Annotated in this window: 21 protein-coding genes and 1 tRNA gene; 12 read left to right on the forward strand and 10 right to left on the reverse strand. The window is 45.0% G+C overall.

The window, feature by feature from the left end:
* Positions 1 to 92 precede the first annotated feature (92 nt).
* From ychF to GTH32_RS07530, 4 genes are all read right to left on the reverse strand, one after another.
* Positions 93 to 1,184 (reverse strand): redox-regulated ATPase YchF, encoded by a 1,092-nt coding sequence (gene ychF / locus GTH32_RS07515; RefSeq protein WP_163084619.1) that lies wholly within the window; start codon positions 1,182 to 1,184, stop codon positions 93 to 95.
* A 37-nt stretch (positions 1,185 to 1,221) separates the two neighbouring features.
* Complete coding sequence (gene pth, locus GTH32_RS07520; RefSeq protein WP_163084620.1) at positions 1,222 to 1,803, reverse strand: aminoacyl-tRNA hydrolase; 582 nt, start codon at positions 1,801 to 1,803, stop codon at positions 1,222 to 1,224.
* A 5-nt stretch (positions 1,804 to 1,808) separates the two neighbouring features.
* On the reverse strand, positions 1,809 to 2,441 hold the full coding sequence (locus tag GTH32_RS07525; protein ID WP_163084621.1) for a 50S ribosomal protein L25/general stress protein Ctc: 633 nt from the start codon (positions 2,439 to 2,441) through the stop codon (positions 1,809 to 1,811).
* 264 nt (positions 2,442 to 2,705) lie between these two features.
* The gene (locus tag GTH32_RS07530) at positions 2,706 to 3,179 is read right to left on the reverse strand and encodes a ribose-phosphate pyrophosphokinase (RefSeq protein WP_163084622.1); all 474 of its coding nucleotides are present in this window, start codon (positions 3,177 to 3,179) and stop codon (positions 2,706 to 2,708) included.
* Between the two features lie 170 nt (positions 3,180 to 3,349).
* Here GTH32_RS07530 and GTH32_RS07535 point away from each other — a divergent pair, with 170 nt between their 5' ends.
* Positions 3,350 to 3,673: a hypothetical protein gene (locus GTH32_RS07535; RefSeq protein WP_163084623.1), complete on the forward strand. Its 324-nt coding sequence runs from the start codon at positions 3,350 to 3,352 to the stop codon at positions 3,671 to 3,673.
* Positions 3,674 to 3,965: 292 nt separating this feature from the next.
* Here GTH32_RS07535 and GTH32_RS07540 read toward each other — a convergent pair whose 3' ends face one another.
* The 4 genes from GTH32_RS07540 to lolB form a co-directional block, all read right to left on the reverse strand.
* Positions 3,966 to 4,904 carry a ribose-phosphate pyrophosphokinase gene (locus GTH32_RS07540; protein ID WP_246223176.1) on the reverse strand — a complete coding sequence of 313 codons (939 nt, stop codon included), beginning with the start codon at positions 4,902 to 4,904 and terminating at the stop codon, positions 3,966 to 3,968.
* A gap of 43 nt (positions 4,905 to 4,947) precedes the next feature.
* Positions 4,948 to 5,023: transfer RNA gene (locus GTH32_RS07545), tRNA-Gln, on the reverse strand.
* 5 nt (positions 5,024 to 5,028) lie between these two features.
* A complete protein-coding gene (ispE, locus tag GTH32_RS07550) occupies positions 5,029 to 5,919 on the reverse strand; it encodes a 4-(cytidine 5'-diphospho)-2-C-methyl-D-erythritol kinase (protein WP_163084625.1) in 891 nt (296 codons plus the stop codon).
* On the reverse strand, positions 5,904 to 6,578 hold the full coding sequence (gene lolB / locus GTH32_RS07555; RefSeq protein ID WP_163084626.1) for a lipoprotein insertase outer membrane protein LolB: 675 nt from the start codon (positions 6,576 to 6,578) through the stop codon (positions 5,904 to 5,906). Before lolB ends, ispE begins: the two co-directional genes overlap by 16 nt.
* 113 nt (positions 6,579 to 6,691) lie before the next feature.
* Between lolB and hemA the strand changes: the two genes are divergently transcribed.
* The 6 genes from hemA (at position 6,692) to kdsA (ending at position 12,874) form a co-directional block, all read left to right on the forward strand.
* Positions 6,692 to 7,966 carry a glutamyl-tRNA reductase gene (gene hemA / locus GTH32_RS07560; protein ID WP_163084627.1) on the forward strand — a complete coding sequence of 425 codons (1,275 nt, stop codon included), beginning with the start codon at positions 6,692 to 6,694 and terminating at the stop codon, positions 7,964 to 7,966.
* Positions 7,967 to 7,981: 15 nt separating this feature from the next.
* Positions 7,982 to 9,067, forward strand: coding sequence for a peptide chain release factor 1 (gene prfA / locus GTH32_RS07565; protein WP_163084628.1), 1,086 nt, complete (start codon positions 7,982 to 7,984; stop codon positions 9,065 to 9,067).
* Positions 9,068 to 9,069: 2 nt separating this feature from the next.
* Complete coding sequence (prmC, locus tag GTH32_RS07570; protein ID WP_343033398.1) at positions 9,070 to 9,915, forward strand: peptide chain release factor N(5)-glutamine methyltransferase; 846 nt, start codon at positions 9,070 to 9,072, stop codon at positions 9,913 to 9,915.
* Between the two features lie 73 nt (positions 9,916 to 9,988).
* Complete coding sequence (locus GTH32_RS07575) at positions 9,989 to 11,554, forward strand: DUF3369 domain-containing protein (RefSeq protein ID WP_163084630.1); 1,566 nt, start codon at positions 9,989 to 9,991, stop codon at positions 11,552 to 11,554.
* Positions 11,555 to 11,620: 66 nt separating this feature from the next.
* Positions 11,621 to 11,992: a SirB2 family protein gene (locus GTH32_RS07580; RefSeq protein ID WP_163084631.1), complete on the forward strand. Its 372-nt coding sequence runs from the start codon at positions 11,621 to 11,623 to the stop codon at positions 11,990 to 11,992.
* Positions 11,993 to 12,019: 27 nt separating this feature from the next.
* Complete coding sequence (kdsA, locus tag GTH32_RS07585) at positions 12,020 to 12,874, forward strand: 3-deoxy-8-phosphooctulonate synthase (protein ID WP_163084632.1); 855 nt, start codon at positions 12,020 to 12,022, stop codon at positions 12,872 to 12,874.
* A 60-nt stretch (positions 12,875 to 12,934) separates the two neighbouring features.
* On the opposite strand, the gene GTH32_RS07590 is transcribed toward kdsA, so the two are convergent.
* A complete protein-coding gene (locus GTH32_RS07590) occupies positions 12,935 to 13,222 on the reverse strand; it encodes a hypothetical protein (RefSeq protein WP_163084633.1) in 288 nt (95 codons plus the stop codon).
* Between the two features lie 228 nt (positions 13,223 to 13,450).
* Between GTH32_RS07590 and GTH32_RS07595 the strand changes: the two genes are divergently transcribed.
* The 5 genes from GTH32_RS07595 (at position 13,451) to fusA (ending at position 18,758) form a co-directional block, all read left to right on the forward strand.
* Positions 13,451 to 14,350 (forward strand): transcriptional regulator GcvA, encoded by a 900-nt coding sequence (locus tag GTH32_RS07595; RefSeq protein ID WP_163084634.1) that lies wholly within the window; start codon positions 13,451 to 13,453, stop codon positions 14,348 to 14,350.
* Positions 14,343 to 14,981: an alpha/beta family hydrolase gene (locus tag GTH32_RS07600; protein ID WP_163084635.1), complete on the forward strand. Its 639-nt coding sequence runs from the start codon at positions 14,343 to 14,345 to the stop codon at positions 14,979 to 14,981. The genes GTH32_RS07595 and GTH32_RS07600 overlap by 8 nt, the downstream gene beginning before the upstream one ends.
* Positions 14,978 to 15,406, forward strand: coding sequence for a DUF423 domain-containing protein (locus tag GTH32_RS07605; protein ID WP_163084636.1), 429 nt, complete (start codon positions 14,978 to 14,980; stop codon positions 15,404 to 15,406). Before GTH32_RS07600 ends, GTH32_RS07605 begins: the two co-directional genes overlap by 4 nt.
* Entirely contained in the window at positions 15,399 to 16,490 is a 1,092-nt protein-coding gene (gene rlmM, locus GTH32_RS07610) for a 23S rRNA (cytidine(2498)-2'-O)-methyltransferase RlmM (RefSeq protein WP_163084637.1), read from the forward strand. The genes GTH32_RS07605 and rlmM overlap by 8 nt, the downstream gene beginning before the upstream one ends.
* 183 nt (positions 16,491 to 16,673) lie before the next feature.
* Positions 16,674 to 18,758: an elongation factor G gene (gene fusA / locus GTH32_RS07615; protein ID WP_163084638.1), complete on the forward strand. Its 2,085-nt coding sequence runs from the start codon at positions 16,674 to 16,676 to the stop codon at positions 18,756 to 18,758.
* A 7-nt stretch (positions 18,759 to 18,765) separates the two neighbouring features.
* Here the strand turns inward: fusA and GTH32_RS19360 are convergent.
* Positions 18,766 to 18,954, reverse strand: a 189-nt coding sequence (locus GTH32_RS19360; protein WP_203565406.1) for a hypothetical protein, incomplete at its 5' end; no start/stop codon positions are given.

Raw genomic sequence — 18,954 nt, forward strand, 5'->3', positions numbered from 1 at the left:
AAAAGCCGATACTCTAGGTATCGGCTTTCTGTATTTAACGAGTTTACACTGGCATTAACCGGTGATTTCACACCTAACCTGTTATACCAAGACTACACGTTAAATCTAAAGTGAATAACGTCGCCGTCTTTCACTATGTAGTCTTTACCTTCTAAGCGCCATTTACCGGCGTCTTTCGCGCCTTGCTCACCATTGTATTCAACAAAATGGTCGTAGCTCACGATTTCCGCACGAATGAAGCCTTTTTCGAAGTCGGTGTGAATTTTGCCTGCGGCTTGGGGCGCAGTTGACCCTTCAGGGAAGGTCCATGCACGCACTTCTTTTACACCAGCAGTAAAGTATGTTTGCAACGTAAGTAGATTATAGCCCGCTCGGATAACGCGGTTTAAACCGGGCTCTTCAAGGCCCATATCTTCCATAAACTCATCGCGTTCTTCATCATCTAGTTCGGCAATATCCGACTCGATAGATGCGCAAACTGCAACCACTACTGCATTTTCGCCGCTTGCAATCTCTTTTACTTGATCAAGATAAGGGTTGTTCTCGAAGCCTTCTTCGTCAACATTAGCAATGTACATAGTTGGCTTAAGAGTAAGCATATTCATGTAGCTAATGGCGGCTAATTCTTCTTTAGTCAACGCTAACGCGCGTAGCAACAAGCCTTCATCTAAGTGCGGCTTAATTTTTTCTAGAACTTTTAGCTCAAACTTCGCATCTGCGTCGCCGCCTTTTGCGCGCTTAGCTACACGGTGAAGTGCTTTTTCTGTGGTTTCTAAATCGGCAAGGGCAAGCTCAGTGTTGATAACATCAATGTCGTCTTTAGGGCTTACTTTGCCTGCAACGTGCACAATGTTTTCATCTTCAAAACAGCGTACTACGTGACCAATAGCATCAGTTTCACGGATGTTAGCTAAAAATTTATTACCTAAACCTTCACCTTTTGATGCACCTTCTACTAGCCCTGCAATATCAACAAATTCCATGGTGGTTGGAATAACCCGTTGAGGATTTACAATTTCTGCTAGTTTGTCCAAGCGTAGATCCGGAACAGGTACTACGCCAGTATTCGGCTCGATGGTACAAAAAGGGAAGTTGGCCGCTTCAATGCCTGCTTTCGTTAGTGCATTAAAGAGTGTCGATTTACCTACATTTGGTAATCCAACAATACCGCATTTAAAACCCATAGTAGGATCCTTGTTTGGAAGTTAGTGGTGCCTAGACTTACCCTTTATGGGAATGTAGTCTATTTTGCGCTTGTTTGAGGTCGCCCTTAAGTAAAATCTCTGTGCATCGTACGGCTTCGTCGATAGCACTATCTATAGCGGCTTTTTCATCGCTAGGTGGTTTACCTAAGACATGGCCGGTTACGCGGCTTTTATGTCCGGGGTGGCCAATACCTATGCGCAAGCGTAAGAAATCTCTATTATTACCCAGTCTTGCCACAATATCTTTAATTCCATTTTGACTAGAACTGCCACCTACTTTGTATTTGGCTACGCCAGGGGGTAAGTCGAGTTCATCAAAGGCCACTAAAATTTGTTCGGGTTCAATTCGGTAAAAGTTGGCGAGTGCCGCTACCGCTTGGCCACTTTTGTTCATAAACGTAGTGGGGTAGAGCAACCTAACGTCTTGACCTGCTATAGTCACACGGGCGGTTTTTCCGAAAAATTTAGATTCTGCTTTTAGCGGGGTATGGAAGGTGTCGGCAAGTTGGTTTAGAAACCATTCACCGGCATTGTGTCGGGTATTTTCATATTCGGGGCCTGGATTACCCAGGCCCACGATAAGGCGAATATCAGCCAAGAGGATTATTCCTCTGTAGCTTCTTCTTCGTCGCCTTCTTCTGTACCAGCTGCTTTAGGAGCAGGCTTAACAGTTACTACCGCTAGGTCGTGCGCTTCGTCGTCTTTTGCAAGTTCAACTGATGCGATGCCAGCAGGAAGTGTAAGGTCTGACAAGTGAACCGTTTGACCCATTTCAACCGCTGCGATATCTACTTCGATATACTCAGGTAGGTCTTTAGGCTGACAAGTTACTTCAATTTCATTTACGTGGTGCTCAGCAATACCGCCCGCTTTAATTGCTTCAGACTTATCTTCGTTGATGAAGTGAAGTGGAACGTTAGTGTGAACGTCTTGACCTGCAATTACGCGTTGAAAATCGATGTGAACGATTTTTGGCTTGTACGGGTGACGTTGCATGTCTTTAACTAGTACTTCAACTTCTTTACCGTCTACGTTCAAAGTAAGAACGTGAGAGTAAAACGCTTCAAAATCAGCAGAGTTGTTGATTTTGTTGTGGTCAAGGGTGATAGAAACAGGTGCTTCATCACCACCGTAAATGATGCCAGGAAGCTTCTCTTCGCGACGTAGGCGGCGGCTCGCACCTTTCCCTAAGTCTGTACGAACAGACGCTTCATGGTAAAAAACTGACTTAGACATTATATGTCTCCAAAATAATATAATTTAAAAGTGCAGGCTTTCGCGACCAAAGCCTACGATGATTTGGTATAACTGGCACCCTAATAGCAGGCAAATATTAAAAATACCCGCTTAGTAAGCACAGTTAACCAACCCCCAAAATTTAAGGGCGGCGAATTCTACCACTGTGCTCACCAACTTACAATTACATAAGCCTATAAAAATAAGGCCTTTGGCCTTATTTATTCGTGCTGAGTACACACCTTATCATCTGCGTACTCCTTTTTAATGCGTAGCATGGCCCTCAATAACCTTGGAGGTATCTAATACCTCAACGTTTAGCACTTTTAGCACAGTGCCAAATTGAGTTGTTGTCATTAAATCGGGGTTAGGCAGCCCGGTAATTTCTACTACAAGGCCATTTTTCTGAAATACTTCGTCAAGGCCGTGTAAGGTATAGCGCTCACCCTCATCGGAAACAAAGGCATAAAAACCGCCTTCTACTTCTTTATAAAAAATAGCGCCGGTAAGGGTAACCTGTTTTTTATGCGAGGCGTCGCGCACTTCGCCTTGCGCAATAGGTTCGGCGGCTAAATCGGTCACTGCTTTAACGCGTTCGTCCTCGGTTGACTCCTGTTCAACTATCGTTGGTTTATCTGTCATGGTGTCCTCTACATTTTCGTTATCTTCACCACACCCTGTTAGCGTCCATGTTAGCGAGCACACGGCAACGCCCATTAATGCATGCTTAATCTTCATTGTTACCTTCCTTAATTAACATCCATGGTAAGAACATAATGGGTATTGCTAAAAATTAAAAGTCACAATTGGTCTAGGTTGGCCTGCCGCAGTTTTTAATTCGTTGGCATAGTCTGTGCTTTAGTAGAAGAGACAAACAATTTAAATACAAGCACATTAAGGAGAGAGATATGCTTAAACTTCATAAACTGTTTGCTGTATCAGCCGTAGCGTTAGCACTAGGTGCATGTGACGTAAATAAAACGGAAGAAGGCGAAATGCCTGACGTAGATGTAGATGGCGGTGAAATGCCAGAGTACGATGTGGTGAAAAAGGACGAAGGTGAAATGCCTGATGTTGATGTAGAGGGCGGAGAAATGCCTGAGTACGACGTAGACACCGCGGATGTTGATGTACGCACGGAAACCAAGGAAGTTGAAGTTCCTGTGGTTGACGTAGAAATGCCTGAGGACGACGAGGAAGAAGTCGATCCTGAACCTCGCAACGACAATTAATTTGTCGCGGTGCCGATAAAAACAGCCTCTTTTGAGGCTGTTTTTGTATGCGGTGAAAAAAACGCCCCAAACTTAATTAGCGTTTAACGAACCTGCAAGCTTTGTAAAGTTTTCAAAAAGTCGCGTAGCGCAGGGTAAAGTTAACCCACAAAGTGTAGTTAGATTGAGACATTACAGGGGACACTTCACATGATAGAGAGTGAAAATGGCGTGGCTAAAATAAAAAAGCGAGCTTATTTTCATAAGCTCGCTTTCATTAACTAAGGTATGGGCAAAGCCCAGTACCTAGCAATCAGTATTCAAACATTGCCGATATAGACTCTTCGTTACTAATACGACGAATAGTCTCAGCCAACATTTCAGACAAAGTAAGTTGTTTTACCTTGCCTATTTTCTGCATATCAGGCGCTAGCGGAATTGAATCAGTTACGATAATTTCATCAATAACAGACTCTTTTAAATTTTGCGCGGCATTGCCTGAAAAAATGGCATGAGTCGCATAGGCATACACGTTACGGGCACCATGGCTCTTTAACGCTTCAGCCGCTTTAGCTAATGTGCCGCCTGTGTCAATCATGTCATCTACAATAATGCAGTCACGATCGTTGACATCACCAATAATATTCATCACCTGAGCAACATTAGCTTTCGGACGACGCTTATCGATAATGGCAAGGTCGGCGTCGTTTAACAGTTTTGCCGTTGCGCGTGCGCGCACAACACCACCGATATCCGGCGATACCACAACTGGATCAGCAAAATCACGTTGTACCATGTCGGCAAGCAAAATGGGCGTACCAAAGGCGTTGTCTACCGGCACATCAAAGAAACCTTGAATTTGCTCAGCGTGTAGGTCGATGGTTAGCACGCGATCTACACCAACGTTTGACAAAAAGTCAGCAACGACTTTTGCAGTAATTGGCACCCTTGCTGACCGCACACGTCGATCTTGTCGGGCATAACCAAAGTAAGGAATGACCGCCGTAATACGACCGGCTGATGCGCGACGTAATGCGTCGATCATCACAATCAATTCCATAAGGTTATCGTTAGTGGGTGCACAGGTAGACTGGATAATAAAAACGTCCGAACCACGGACGTTTTCATGAATTTCTACGCTGATTTCACCGTCACTAAAACGGCCAACTTTGGCATTGCCAAGTTTGGTGTAGAGGCGATCGGCAACTTTCTGGGCAAGTTCTGGTACAGCATTACCTGCAAAGAGCTTCATATCTGGCACAAGTGGGTTCCTCAGTGCATTGATAAAAGAGGTTTGGCTGGGGTAGCAGGACTCGAACCTACGAATGGCGGGATCAAAACCCGCTGCCTTACCAACTTGGCTATACCCCAATTGTTTAGTTCGTGTCCGATGTGGCGTACATACTATGTTGTTCTTCTAATTTTTGTAATAGCGGTGAGCGGTTTACACCCTTTGCGACAAAGCTTTTCGTTGATGCTGGCAATTTCGCCTGTACATCGTTGGCGGAAGCTTGGTCACAAAAGACAGCAAAAACGCTTGCACCTGTGCCCGTCATTCGCGACGGTGCGTAGTGTACCAACCACTGTAATAATTTTGCAACTTCCGGATAGCGATTAGCGACTAATTGCTGACAATCATTGCGAGTTTTTTCGAAATTATAGTTTTCCCAGCGCATAGAAGGGGTATTTCTGGGTAAATCTGCGGCACTGAAAACCTCAGCAGTACTAATATGTACATTTGGCGTTGCCACTAAAAACCACTGTTCGGGTTGAGGAGCCGAGGTAATACGTTCGCCTACGCCTCCTGCAAAGGCGGTTTCACCGCGCACAAAAATTGGCACATCAGCCCCAAGTTGAAGGCCGAGGGTCGCGAGTTCGTCAACGGATAACTGGGTATCCCACAAGGTATTCAGTGCAACCAGTGTGGTGGCTGCATTGGAGGAGCCGCCGCCGATACCGCCGCCCATAGGCAAACGTTTATCAATGGTTATTTTTGCTCCCTTATTGCATTTGCTGTGGGCTGCAAGCAGTTTTGCCGCCCGAATAATAAGGTTATCTTCGTCTTTTACCCCTGCCATAGGTAAGGCCATGGCAATATCGCCGGTTTCGTTGGTTTCAAAGGCTAACCGGTCGCCATAATCGAGCATTTGAAACAGGCTTTCGAGTTGGTGATAGCCATTGTCGTACTTGCCTAGGATATGCAAAAACAGGTTTAACTTTGCGGGTGATGGCCACCAATCGCGATGAATTGTTACGGTATTGTCCATTGATATATTCTAATTTTAAGTGTGGTTGTTAATGAGGGAGCGGTTTCACTGTATGTAGGGGGTGGTTGTATGGGCTCTTGGGTCAAGGTGATTAAATGGGGCAGCCAAACCTGTTTTTGGGCGCTGTCGTTCACACTATCGGAAAACGTAACGCTGCCATAGTTTGAATAGGAAACATCCCACCCTTGGCAACCAGAACAGCCGCTTCGCAAGGTAGCCAGTAACCCTTTATCGTTTAATGTATAAGTATCGGTGGCCAGCGGCATACCTTTTATCCATGATAATAAAGGTGCTACAGGCACATCCATACCTGTGGCGTAATAAATGAGCGGTGCAGGAACAGCGTCTTTGTAAGTCTCGCCATCTGCCTCTAACACGGCCCCATTGTCGTCAACCACCATGCTAACCATAGTAACCCCGAGCATATTCGTTAATCTAAAATGAAAATCGTCACCATCGGTTTTCCAACGCAAATTAGCGCTCGCTGCTTCATCACCGCGACGAAACGCCATCTTTCCGCGCAGCTCCCACGTATCTACCTGGGCAACCTGTTTAAGCTGTGCGCTCAGGTTTACCGCCTGTTTGGGGCCATCTGGGGTAACCGTACAGGCGCCGATAAACAAGGTGCATAACAGCGCCATTATAAAATTTCGAATCATAGTGGATGACATCTATTTTAGTAATACTTTATGGGAACACAGTTTCACCAACACTTTCAATCATTTTGGCTTTTTCGTACAATGCCGCTCCGACAATGCCAGCATAGATGTTAATGACTTTACTCGCCCTTGGTATCAACCACAAAACTGCCCCAGTCGCATTACGCGAAAAAGTGGCGTTTACACCAGATTCTTTGGTGGAAGCCCTTGCGTCTTTAAAAAAGTTAGAGGGTGTAGATGAATCGGTTATTGTGTCGACCTGTAACCGTACTGAGTTATACGTTAATACGCAAAATGGCGATACCGATGCTTTGTTGCACTGGTTGTCCCGCTTTCATCGCCTTGAAGTAGAAGAAATTGCGCAAAACAGTTATGTACTAAGCCAAGAAGATGCCGTTAAGCATATTATGCGGGTGGCAAGCGGGCTCGATTCACTTATCCTTGGCGAACCACAAATTTTAGGGCAAGTAAAACAGGCCTTTGGTGATGCAAAGCACTCGGGCATGATCAATAGCGAGTTCGACAAACTTTTTCAGCATACCTTTTCGGTAGCTAAACGGGTTAGAAGTGAAACCGAAATAGGTGCTAATGCGGTAAGTGTGGCATATGCGGCGGTACAGTTAGCCAAACATATATTTGCCGAGCTTCCCAAACGCTCTGTGCTTTTAGTGGGGGCAGGGGAAACAATAGAGCTAGTGGCGCAACATTTAAAAGAACAAGGTGTGAGTTGTTTAGCGGTTGCAAATAGAACGGTGGCCCGTGCAGAAGCGCTTGCTGAAACCTTAGATGCCAGCGTCTATACTTTATCGCAGGTGCCAGAACACTTAAAAGATTTTGACATTGTTATCAGTTCTACTGCCAGTCAATTACCGTTAATTGGCAAAGGCATGGTAGAAAAGGCATTACGCGAACGGCGTAACACCCCCATGTTTTTAGTTGACCTTGCTGTACCTAGAGATATAGAGCCAGAAGTGAACGAACTTGGCGATGCATATCTATACACCGTTGACGACTTACAGCACATAGTGCAGAAAAATTTAGCTAACCGAGAGCAAGCTGCACAAGAAGCAGAGAAGCTTATTGAGAAGCAAGCAAGTGATTATTTAAGCTGGAAGCATTCCCAGCAATCTATCGACTTGGTGCGCCAATATCGTCAAAAAGGCATGAGCCAGCGGGACGAAATAGTCGAAAAAGCGTTAGTTCAATTAGCCGAAGGCAAAAATGCTGAGGCAGTAATAGGTGAATTGGCCTATAAATTAACCAATACATTGCTTCATCCTACCACATTGGCATTACGCGAAGCCGCCATGCATGACGACCCCTCATTAAGTCGTTGGTTAGGGCAAGCATTATCGTTATCTGATGACATATCAGATATCAAAAAATAAGGTAAATAGAAGAATATGAAAGAGTCGGTTGTCAGAAAGCTCGAAAACTTGGTGGAGCGTTTCGAGGAAGTTCAGGCCCTGTTAGGAGACCCTGCAGTTATTGGCGATCAGGATAAATTCCGTAATTTATCGAAAGAATTTAGCCAACTTGAAGGTGTGGTGGCTGGGTTTAATGCCTATCAGCAAGCACAAGAAACCCTCGAGTCTGCGCAAGAAATGATGAACGAAGACGACGCCGAAATGCGGGAAATGGCGCAAGAAGAAATGAAAGAGGCGAAAGCCGAGATTGAGCGCCTTGAAACAGATTTGCAAGTATTGCTATTGCCACGGGATCCAAACGACGACAACAACTGTTTCCTTGAAATTCGTGCAGGGGCAGGGGGCGATGAAGCCGCTATTTTCGCTGGCGATTTATTTAGAATGTACAGCCGATACGCTGAAAACCAAGGCTGGCGAGTAGATTTAGTAAATGCAAACGAAGGCGAGCATGGGGGTTACAAAGAAGTTGTAGCTAACGTTAGCGGTGAAGGGGTTTACGGCGTACTTAAATTTGAGTCTGGTGGTCACCGTGTTCAACGGGTTCCCGAAACAGAGTCGCAAGGGCGTATACATACCTCGGCGTGTACGGTTGCTGTGTTACCAGAAATTCCAGAGTCGGAAGCCATCGAGATCAACCCTGCGGAACTGCGTATTGATACCTTTCGCGCGTCCGGTGCGGGTGGTCAGCACGTAAACAAAACCGACTCGGCTATTCGTATTACTCACTTACCTAGCGGCTTGGTGGTAGAGTGTCAAGATGAGCGTTCACAGCATAAAAACCGAGCTAAGGCGATGTCGGTACTACAAGCGCGCTTAAACCAAATTGAAGAAGAAAAACGTGCCGCACAAGAAGCGTCTACCCGTAAAAGTTTAGTGGGTAGTGGCGATCGCTCAGAGCGTATTCGCACGTATAATTTCCCTCAAGGTCGGGTGACTGATCACCGTATTAACCTTACTATTTATCGTTTAGATGAAGTGATTGAAGGGGACTTAAAACAACTGCTAGACCCAATTATGCAAGAGCACCAAGCCGACCTCCTTGCATCCTTGTCTGACGAGTAATGATACGTATTGATGAGGCATTGCGTAGCGCGGCGCAAACCTTAAAAGAGGGGGAGTCTCCCGCTGTTGATGCGAAAGTATTGCTGGCTTATGTTCTTGATAAGCCAGTAACCTATTTGTTTACTTGGCCAGAAAAACAACTCTCCAGTAGTCAGCAATCGCGTTTTTTCGCCCTGGTTGATAGACGTTTACAGGGCATTCCTATTGCCTATCTTACCGGTAAGCGAGATTTCTGGAGCCTAGTGCTTACTACGTCTGCGCATACGTTAATTCCGCGTCCTGATACCGAAGTATTGGTAGAACAAACCCTTGCGCATATTCGCTTATGCTCGTTTGATAGCCCTTTAGCGCTGTGTGATTTAGGTACGGGTACAGGGGCGATAGCACTTGCGCTTGCAAGTGAATTGCCAAATGCTAGGGTTACTGGCGTAGACGTTATTCCCGAAGCGGTTGCACTCGCGCAGCAAAATGCTAGGTTAAATAACATCACCAACGCCCGTTTTTTGCAGAGCAGTTGGTTTGATGCGCTTAGTAATAAACGTTTTCATGTCATAGTATCGAACCCGCCCTATATCGAAGCCGATAGCCCGTTTCTCGCTCTAGGAGATGTAAGGTTTGAACCAGTTTCTGCGCTTACCTCGGGTAAAGATGGCTTAAAAGATATTCGACATATTGTTCGTTATGCGCCAGATTATTTGTATGATAAGGGTATACTCGCGTTTGAGCATGGGTTTAACCAAGGCGAAGCGGTAGCGACGCTTATGAGAGAGCGAGGCTTTATCCAAGTGCAAACTGTCAAAGACTATGCGCAACTAGACCGTGTTACCCTGGGCTATTGGAATAGCTAAGGCTAGGTTTACCGCCTACGCTATAAACAAAGTAAGCACTTTTATTATCAGGTAGATAAGGACAGAAAGTACGATGAACGATGATTTACTCTTCATTGAAGAAGATGATGATCCGGAAGTGGAAGAGTTTGGTTCTTGGAAAGTACTTATTGTTGATGATGAACCAGAAGTTCACGCAATTACGCGGTTGGCATTAAACGACTTTGTATTAAACGGCAAAACTCTTACCTTTATAAGTGCATACAGCGGTGAGGAAGCGAAAGCGTGTTTCCGAGAGCATAACGACATCGCGGTGGTATTACTTGATGTTGTAATGGAAACCGATGAAGCAGGGTTAGAAGTTGCCAACTATATAAGAAACGAACTCGAAAACCACTTCACTCGCATTATTTTGCGCACGGGGCAGCCCGGTCAGGTCCCTGAAAAAGAAGTTATTATAAATTACGATATCAACGACTATAAATCGAAGACAGAACTCACGTCGCAAAAGCTGTTTACCGTGGTTATTGCTGCACTGCGCTCTTATCGAGACATTACCGTTATTGAAGAAAACCGTGCAGGGCTTGAAAAAATTATTGATGCCTCGGTAGACCTTTTTTCTGCTCACTCGTTAGAAAAATTTATGCAGGGCATTATTCAACAACTTGCGTCTATATTAGGCTGTGCAAAAGATGCCGCCTATATAACTACTGCTGTGGCAGCCACTTCTGATGCGCAATCAAAGGGCGAGAAAAACGATGAGTTGTATGTGTTTGCAGGCAATGGTGAGTACGCAGATAAAGAAGGTATCCCGCTTAAAAATGCGGTATCTGATGCGCAGTATGCGTTGTGTAAACAAGCCATGGAAAAGCGGGAAATTGTTTATGCTGAGGATCACGTGGTGGCCTACTGCAATTCTAAAACGCAAGAGGGCGCGCTTTTGTACTTATCGGGTTTGCCTCGCCGGTTAGGAGAAAACGATAAACACTTAGTGCGCCGTTTTTCCAATAGTGTACAGCTTGCCTTTGATAATGTGCTAAAAACCATGGATCTGGAAAAGACGCAGCGAGAAATTGTAGAGCGATTAAGTAAAGCCATGGATTACGACGAACCAGGAAGCTTACACGCAACGCGTATGTCGGAAATGGCTGAGTTGATGGCTTCTGGTATCGGCATGAGTGACCAGGAAATACGTAGGTTGAAGCAGGCAATACAATTGCACGATGTAGGTAACTCTCAGGTTCCGCAAACCATTTTGCGAAAAAATACGCCACTTTCTGACGATGAAGTATTTGCTATTCGCCAACATGCTGAATTTGGTTATCAAATATTAAAGGGCTCCTCTAGGCCCACAATACAACTTGCCGCCACATTAGCAAGAGAGCACCATGAACGATGGGATGGGAAAGGGTATCCTGAAGGACTAAGTGGTAAAAATATATTATTGCAAAGCCGTATTGCTGCGTTGCTAGACACCTTTGACGCGTTAATTAATGGCAGACCCTATAAAGCGCCTTGGCCAATTGACAAAGTTATCGGGGTACTAAAAGAAGAAAGTGGCCGCCATTTCGACCCCGCGTTGGTGAATTATTTAGTGGCTAACATTAGTGGCTTTGAGGCTATCCAGCACAAATACCCAGATACACCTGATTATGTTTAACTAAAGCTAACAAGGTTTACGCTATAGTTAGCAAAAATAACGACAAAATGAGAACAGGAAATTTATATGTATATGATGGCTAAGCACCTTCACTTGACCGCAGTAGGATTAAGTATCTTACTGTTTATTTTCCGCTTTATCTGGTCGCAATTCGACGCCAGCATCTTATCTAAAAAATGGGTGAAAGTGGTTCCACATATTGTTGATACCGTGTTGCTTGCCAGCGCTATTTGGTTGTGCGTTATTCTTTCCCAATACCCTATTGTTAATGCGTGGCTAACCTTTAAGGTTATTGGCGTGGTTGGCTATATCGTATTGGGTTTGTTTGCCCTTAAAAAAGCCAAAACCCCTGTTAGTCGCTGGGCATTTTTCATCGCAGCGCTAGCCGTTCTTATGGCCACCGCGATGGTCGCGGTAACCAAGCAGCCCCTTTTTTAGAATAACCCTCGGACACTTAAATTTATTATGTCACAAGCACAGCAAACTATTCGCGTTGGCGATATTGACGTTGCCAACCATTTACCGTTCGTCCTTTTTGGCGGCATGAATGTACTAGAATCGCGGGATCTCGCGATGAAAATTGCCGAACACTACGTGGAAGTTACCCAAAAACTTGGTATCCCATATGTGTTTAAGGCTTCTTTCGATAAAGCAAACCGTTCCTCGGTGACATCCTATCGTGGGCCCGGTATGGAAGAAGGGCTACGCATATTTGAAGAGATAAAATCTACCTTCAACATACCGTTAATCACGGATGTACATGAGCCTCATCAAGCTGCGCCTGTTGCGGAAGTGGTTGATGTTATTCAATTACCCGCGTTTTTGGCACGTCAAACCGACTTAGTAGTGGCAATGGCAAAAACCGGTAGTGTTATTAATGTGAAAAAACCGCAGTTCTTAGCCCCTCACGAAATGCGCCATATTATTACCAAGCTTGGTGAAGCGGGCAACGATCAGGTTATTTTGTGTGAGCGCGGCACTAGCTTTGGCTACAACAATCTAGTGGTAGACATGCTTGGTATGGACGCAATGAAGTCGTATGCGCCAGTTATCTTTGATGCTACCCATGCGTTGCAAATGCCAGGTGGTAGAGCTACCTCTGCCGATGGACGTCGTGCTCAAGCTGCTCAGCTAGCGCGTAGCGGAATGGCTCTTGGTTTAGCAGGGCTATTTATAGAGGCTCACCCTAATCCAGATGAAGCGAAGTGTGATGGCCCCTGTGCATTGCCACTAACTAAATTAGCGCCTTACTTGCAACAGATGAAAGCCTTAGATGAGTTGGTGAAAGGGTTTGATCCTTTAGATACCAGCAACACATAGTATGTTGATGACGTATGCCGGTGGTAAAACACCGGCATGCGGATCAGGTGTGATAACGGGTTACTCGCTTTGTGCCGTTACCGGAGCGCGTTCTTCACGCTTTGCCATTGCTAGCAAGTTTTTGTGTAGCTCAATCTGAGTTTGCTCAGATAGCATAGTGGTAGACTGTTTTTTAACATCAATGTGGGCGTCATTAGCGGGAAGTACTTCCGCCATATTAACGCTGGTCATGGCCGTATTAATCAGTGATTGTAGATTGATCTTTTCCGGCTGTACGTTAGCATTTGCAGCTGCGCTGGCAAACGCCATAACAGAAACACTAGCAATAAGTAACTTTTTAGTTTTCATAATTCACACCTAATAAAATTTATTAAAAGTTTGTTTTAAATTGTTAAAATACTTAACAATTTGTCTTTGTAAAGTGCTGATATTTCGGCTTCTTTTCAAAGTTCGCGCAAATAATAGTCATTTTTTGTGCAAAAATAAAACGAGTAAAAGTATGGGTTATCATTAGAAAAAGTAATGCTTATTTCACCAAACGGTCATAGTTGGCTAAAAGGTTAACCAAGAATACAAATGCATCGACGTCTTCCTCCATTAAACGCGCTGAAAGCCTTTGAGGCTGCGGCTCGACACTTAAGCTTTACGAAAGCAGCAGATGAGCTATTTGTCACCCAGGCAGCAGTAAGTCATCAGATAAAAGCCCTTGAGGAATTTTTATCGATGAAATTATTTATACGGCGCAATCGCACGTTACTGCTAACCGAAGAAGGCCAGGCTTACTTTTTAGAGCTAAAGGACATTTTCAAGAACCTGCAAGAAGCTACTGAGCGGCTATTAGCGAAAGGCAGTAAAGGGGCGGTGACAGTGGCCATGCCCCCAAGTTTTGCCAGTCAGTGGTTAGTACCTAGAATTAATAAATTTAGTCAGGCTCACCCAGATATTGATGTACGGATTAAAGCGGTAGATTTTGATGAGGGTTTTTTAGCCGACGATGTAGATGTGGCCATTTATTATGGCAAGGGGCGTTGGAGTGGCCTTCAAGCCGATAAGCTGCATCGGGAATTTCTAACGCCCTTATGCTCGCCCTTATTGTTCAATAGCCCTAAACCATTGGCGAAGCTCGCCGATTTACGTCATCACGTGTTATTACATGATCTCAGCCGTTCAGCGTGGAAAAACTGGCTAAAGCAGGTGGGGGTATTAGGCGTTAATGTAAATCAAGGCCCTGTGTTCAGTCACTCAATGCTCGTGTTACAGGCGGCAGCGTTAGGTCAGGGGATTGCATTAGGAAACACTATTTTGGCCCGCCCAGAAATTGAAGCAGGACGATTGGTGATGCCTTTTGAAGAGAAAGTTGAAAGCCGAGATGCGTTTTATTTGGTTTGTGAAGAGTCTCAAGCGGAACTGGGCAAAATTGCTGCCTTTCGAGAGTGGATTTTAGCCTTAGTAGAAGAAGAGCAAGAAGATGTTTGATATACAATTGCATGAGGCGGATAACCCCATCGCGCGTTTAATTTTAGCTCACGGTGCAGGCGCGGGTATGCAACATCCGTTTATGCAAACCATTGCCTCGAAATTGAGCAAACAGGGGGTTGAAGTGGTGCTGTTTAATTTTCCCTATATGCAAGTGATGACGAAAACGGGCAAGCGCCGACCGCCAGCTAAAGCCGAAACCTTACTGGGTGAGTATAAAGATATAGTGGCGCATATTTCGGCCAGTTACGCTGACCTTGCTACGTTTATAGGCGGTAAGTCGATGGGCGGGCGTATAGCCAGTATGCTGGTAGACGAACTTGAAAATGTGCAAGGCGTGGTGGCACTAGGCTATCCTTTTCATCCCGCAGGTAAACCTGAGAAAACCCGTACGGCACACTTGCAAACAATTACTACGCCCATGTTAGTAGTGCAAGGCGAACGGGATGCCCTAGGAAGCCAGCACGAAGTTGAGCGCTATTCACTTTCTTCGCGCATTACGACGTATTTTTTAGCGGATGGTGATCATAGTTTAAAACCCCGTAAGAAAAGTGGGTTTAGTGAAGCGCAGCACCTCACGCACGCGGCGAAATTGATAACCGATTTTATAAAAGAACACACAGTGTCATGAAAGAGAATGATTTGATAAATACACAGCGGTTAACTAAGCAAAGCTTAAATAAGCATTGGTTAGTTCTTGGTGCACTATTAGCTGGCACCGCGGTAATACTTGGGGCCTTTGCAGCCCATGGCCTAAGCACAATTTTAACAGCGTCCCAGTTGACCACATTTGAAACCGCAGTACGTTATCAGATGTATCATGGGTTAGCGTTGCTATTGCTGCCGACACTTAGTGATTACGTAGCGCCAAAGTGGCTTAAGCGCGTAGCTGTGTCATTTTGCTGTGGGTGTTTGTTGTTTAGCGCCAGCCTCTATCTATTGGTGCTTACTGGCGCGAAATGGTTTGGCCCTATAACGCCCCTTGGCGGGGTATTATTCATAGTAGGTTGGGCGCTACTTACCATAGGTTTACTCAAGGGGCGTTCACATGACTAGCATTTTGGCCTATTGCCGTCCCGGCTATGAAAGTGACACTGCCAACGAACTGGCCACGTTATACGGCGAAAAAGAACTGTTTGGCTATCCTGTTTCTACGTCAAACAGTGGTTTTGTTCACTACAATTTGTTCGATGAAAATCAATTGAAGCACGCACTGACTTTGCGGGCAGTAAATGAAACCATTTTTCCTCGTCAGTTAATTGGTGTATTCGCCAAAATAGATACGTTGGGCAAAGATGATCGTGTGGGACAGGTCCTCGATGCCCTTAGCGAGGTAGAAAAGCCAAAAGCTGAGTTTGGCGTATTGGAGGTGGATTACCCTGACACTGAAGAGGGTAAAACACTCGCTAAATTTTGCCGTAAATTTACAGTGCCATTACGGGTAGCGCTTCGCCAAAAAGGATGGTTAACCGCTAAAGAAAATACGCAAAAGGCAAAGCTTCATGTTTTCTTCCCGTCTTTTGAATCCTGTGTAGTGGGCTACAGTGAAAAGGGCTATGCATCGCCAGCGCATTTAGGCATTTGTCGATTGAAATTCCCCGCCGACTCTCCTAGTCGTTCTACGCTTAAGCTAGAAGATGCACTGGTGAATATGCTGTCAGCCAAAGAGCAAAACAAGGTACTACGTAGCGGCGGGCGAGCAGTCGATTTAGGGGCGTGTCCGGGGGGCTGGACCTATCAATTGGTTAAGCGCGGTATGTATGTAGAAGCGATAGATAATGGTGCGGTAGCAGATAGCTTAATGCAAACCGGCTTGGTTGAACACCACGCCGCAGACGGCTTTAGTTATAAACCACAATTTGGTCGCGTAGATTTACTAGTGTGTGATATGATAGAGCAACCCGATAGGGTAGCAAAGCTAATGGGCGACTGGCTGGTAAAACACTGGGCAACCCATGCAATATTTAATTTAAAGCTACCTATGAAGCGCCGATATGAAACCGTAACAGAGGCCATGTCGCTGCTGGTAAGCCGTTTAGATGCCCTTAACGATGCATTTACGGTAAAGGTGAGGCATCTCTACCACGACAGAGATGAAGTTACAGTAACAATTGTTCGCACTTCAGATGATGAGGTGTGATTTTGTTATTTTCAAAAAAAGTATCTTCACGTAGTAAGTTGCTGATACTTAAGAAAAAGAATTGATGGTGGCTTGATTTTGTACAAACGATTTGTTTGTTTGTGCTAAAAAAGGTGTAAATTTGGTACAGAAATCCTTATAATCCAGCCGTTTTTTTACTCTGAACCAATTGAAAGTGAACTAATGTCAGACTTATCTCATTACAGAAATATTGGTATTTTTGCCCACGTAGACGCGGGTAAAACGACCACAACAGAACGTATCTTGAAGCTTACTGGTAAAATCCATAAAACTGGTGAGGTTCACGATGGTGAATCAACAACTGATTTCATGGAACAAGAAGCTGAGCGTGGTATTACCATCCAGTCTGCAGCGGTAAGCTGTTTCTGGAAAGATCACCGTTTCAACGTTATCGACACTCCTGGACACGTTGACTTTACCGTTGAAGTATACCGTTCACTTAAAGTACTAGACGGTGGTATCGGTGTATTCTGTGGTTCTGGTGGTGTTGAACCACAATCAGAAACCAACTGGCGTTATGCTAACGAATCAGAAGTTGCACGTATAATCTTCGTTAACAAGCTAGACCGTATGGGTGCTGATTTCTACCGTGTTACTGAGCAAGTACGTAAAGTACTTGGTGCGGTTCCACTAGTTATGACACTACCAATTGGTATTGAAGATGACTTCGTAGGTGTTGTAGACGTACTTACTAAGAAAGCTTACGTTTGGGATGACACAGGTCTTCCTGAAAACTATGAAGTCCAAGATGTTCCTGCGGACATGGTAGACAAAGTTAATGAATACCATGAGCAACTTATCGAAACTGCTGTAGAGCAAGACGACGATCTAATGGAAGCTTACATGGAAGGTGAAGAACCTTCTATTGAAGATATCAAACGTTGTATCCGTAAAGGTACCCGTGATCTTTCGTTCTTCCCAACATACTGTGGTTCTGCATTCAAAAACAAAGGTGTTCAACTAGTACTTGACGCTGTTGTTGATTACTTGCCAGCGCCTACAGAAGTTGACCCTCAGCCACTTATGGATGAAGAAGGTAACGAAACTGGTGAGCACGCCATCGTATCTGCTGACGAAACGTTTAAAGCGTTAGCGTTTAAGATTATGGATGACCGTTTTGGTGCACTAACCTTCGTTCGTATTTACTCTGGTAAGCTGAACAAAGGCGACACCATCATGAACGCGTTCACAGGTAAGACTGAACGTGTTGGCCGTATGGTTGAGATGCAAGCTGACGAGCGTATTGAACTTAACAGTGCGCAAGCGGGCGACATCATCGCTATCGTAGGTATGAAGAACGTTCAAACTGGTCATACTCTGTGTGATCCGAAGGACAAAGTAACCCTAGAGCCAATGGTATTCCCAACGCCAGTAATCTCGATTGCTGTACAGCCTAAAGATAAAGGCGGTAACGAGAAGATGGGTATTGCTATCGGTAAAATGGTTGCAGAAGATCCATCGTTCCAGGTTGAAACTGACGAAGATTCTGGTGAAACCATCCTTAAAGGTATGGGTGAGCTTCACTTAGACATCAAAGTAGACATCCTTAAGCGTACTTACGGTGTAGACCTTATCGTTGGTCAGCCTCAGGTTGCTTACCGTGAAACTATCACGCAAGAAGTTGAAGATAGCTACACGCATAAGAAACAATCTGGTGGTTCTGGTCAGTTTGGTAAGATTGATTACCGCATCAAGCCAGGTGAACAAGGTTCAGGCTTTACGTTCAAATCTACCGTTGTTGGTGGTAACGTACCTAAAGAATTCTGGCCTGCCGTTGAGAAAGGCTTTAAGTCAATGATGGACGAAGGTGTTCTAGCTGGCTTCCCAGTACTTGACGTTGAAGTAGAACTGTTTGACGGTGGCTTCCACGCAGTGGATTCATCAGCAATCGCGTTTGAAATTGCAGCGAAAGGCGCATTCCGTCAATCAATCCCGAAAGCGGGTGCACAACTTCTTGAGCCAATCATGAAAGTTGACGTATTCACGCCAGAAGATCACGTTGGTGACGTAATCGGTGACCTTAACCGTCGTCGTGGTATGCTAAGCGACCAAGAAGCTGGTTTAACAGGCGTTCGCATTAAAGCTGACGTTCCGTTATCAGAAATGTTCGGTTACATCGGTTCACTACGTACAATGACATCAGGTCGTGGTCAGTTCTCTATGGAGTTCAGCCACTACGCACCATGTCCACAAAACGTTGCTGATAAAGTAATTGAAGAAGCAAAAGCACGTAAAGCCGCTAAGTAATTAGCCTTTACCGTTGAGTGAGTTTATCTCGCTCATTGCTTAAGTATTGTAAAAGCCGGTCGAACGACCGGCTTTTTTGTTTGCCCAGCGAAGCTGGCAATCCCGTCAGGTTGGAAGAAACCTGAATCACCCTGACTGAGGGGAAGACAATCCGAATGGCAAGGGCGTTGTTGGCTAACGGCAGGGTCTGAAGGAA

The organism is Alteromonas profundi (genome assembly GCF_010500865.1).
GTDB classification, from domain to species: Bacteria; Pseudomonadota; Gammaproteobacteria; order Enterobacterales; family Alteromonadaceae; genus Alteromonas; species Alteromonas profundi.

Coding starts and splice junctions, on each gene's coding strand:
- GTH32_RS07590 (WP_163084633.1), bottom strand. CDS start 13,222: ATGAAAACTAAAAAGTTACTTATTGCTAGTGTTTCTGTTATGGCGTTT.
- GTH32_RS07605 (WP_163084636.1), top strand. CDS start 14,978: ATGAAAGAGAATGATTTGATAAATACACAGCGGTTAACTAAGCAAAGC.
- hemA (WP_163084627.1), top strand. CDS start 6,692: ATGACTTTACTCGCCCTTGGTATCAACCACAAAACTGCCCCAGTCGCA.
- GTH32_RS07595 (WP_163084634.1), top strand. CDS start 13,451: ATGCATCGACGTCTTCCTCCATTAAACGCGCTGAAAGCCTTTGAGGCT.
- GTH32_RS07580 (WP_163084631.1), top strand. CDS start 11,621: ATGTATATGATGGCTAAGCACCTTCACTTGACCGCAGTAGGATTAAGT.
- GTH32_RS07535 (WP_163084623.1), top strand. CDS start 3,350: ATGCTTAAACTTCATAAACTGTTTGCTGTATCAGCCGTAGCGTTAGCA.
- ychF (WP_163084619.1), bottom strand. CDS start 1,184: ATGGGTTTTAAATGCGGTATTGTTGGATTACCAAATGTAGGTAAATCG.
- GTH32_RS07540 (WP_246223176.1), bottom strand. CDS start 4,904: ATGAAGCTCTTTGCAGGTAATGCTGTACCAGAACTTGCCCAGAAAGTT.
- GTH32_RS07575 (WP_163084630.1), top strand. CDS start 9,989: ATGAACGATGATTTACTCTTCATTGAAGAAGATGATGATCCGGAAGTG.
- GTH32_RS07530 (WP_163084622.1), bottom strand. CDS start 3,179: ATGAAGATTAAGCATGCATTAATGGGCGTTGCCGTGTGCTCGCTAACA.
- GTH32_RS07525 (WP_163084621.1), bottom strand. CDS start 2,441: ATGTCTAAGTCAGTTTTTTACCATGAAGCGTCTGTTCGTACAGACTTA.
- kdsA (WP_163084632.1), top strand. CDS start 12,020: ATGTCACAAGCACAGCAAACTATTCGCGTTGGCGATATTGACGTTGCC.
- ispE (WP_163084625.1), bottom strand. CDS start 5,919: ATGGACAATACCGTAACAATTCATCGCGATTGGTGGCCATCACCCGCA.
- rlmM (WP_163084637.1), top strand. CDS start 15,399: ATGACTAGCATTTTGGCCTATTGCCGTCCCGGCTATGAAAGTGACACT.
- GTH32_RS07600 (WP_163084635.1), top strand. CDS start 14,343: ATGTTTGATATACAATTGCATGAGGCGGATAACCCCATCGCGCGTTTA.
- lolB (WP_163084626.1), bottom strand. CDS start 6,578: ATGATTCGAAATTTTATAATGGCGCTGTTATGCACCTTGTTTATCGGC.
- fusA (WP_163084638.1), top strand. CDS start 16,674: ATGTCAGACTTATCTCATTACAGAAATATTGGTATTTTTGCCCACGTA.
- prfA (WP_163084628.1), top strand. CDS start 7,982: ATGAAAGAGTCGGTTGTCAGAAAGCTCGAAAACTTGGTGGAGCGTTTC.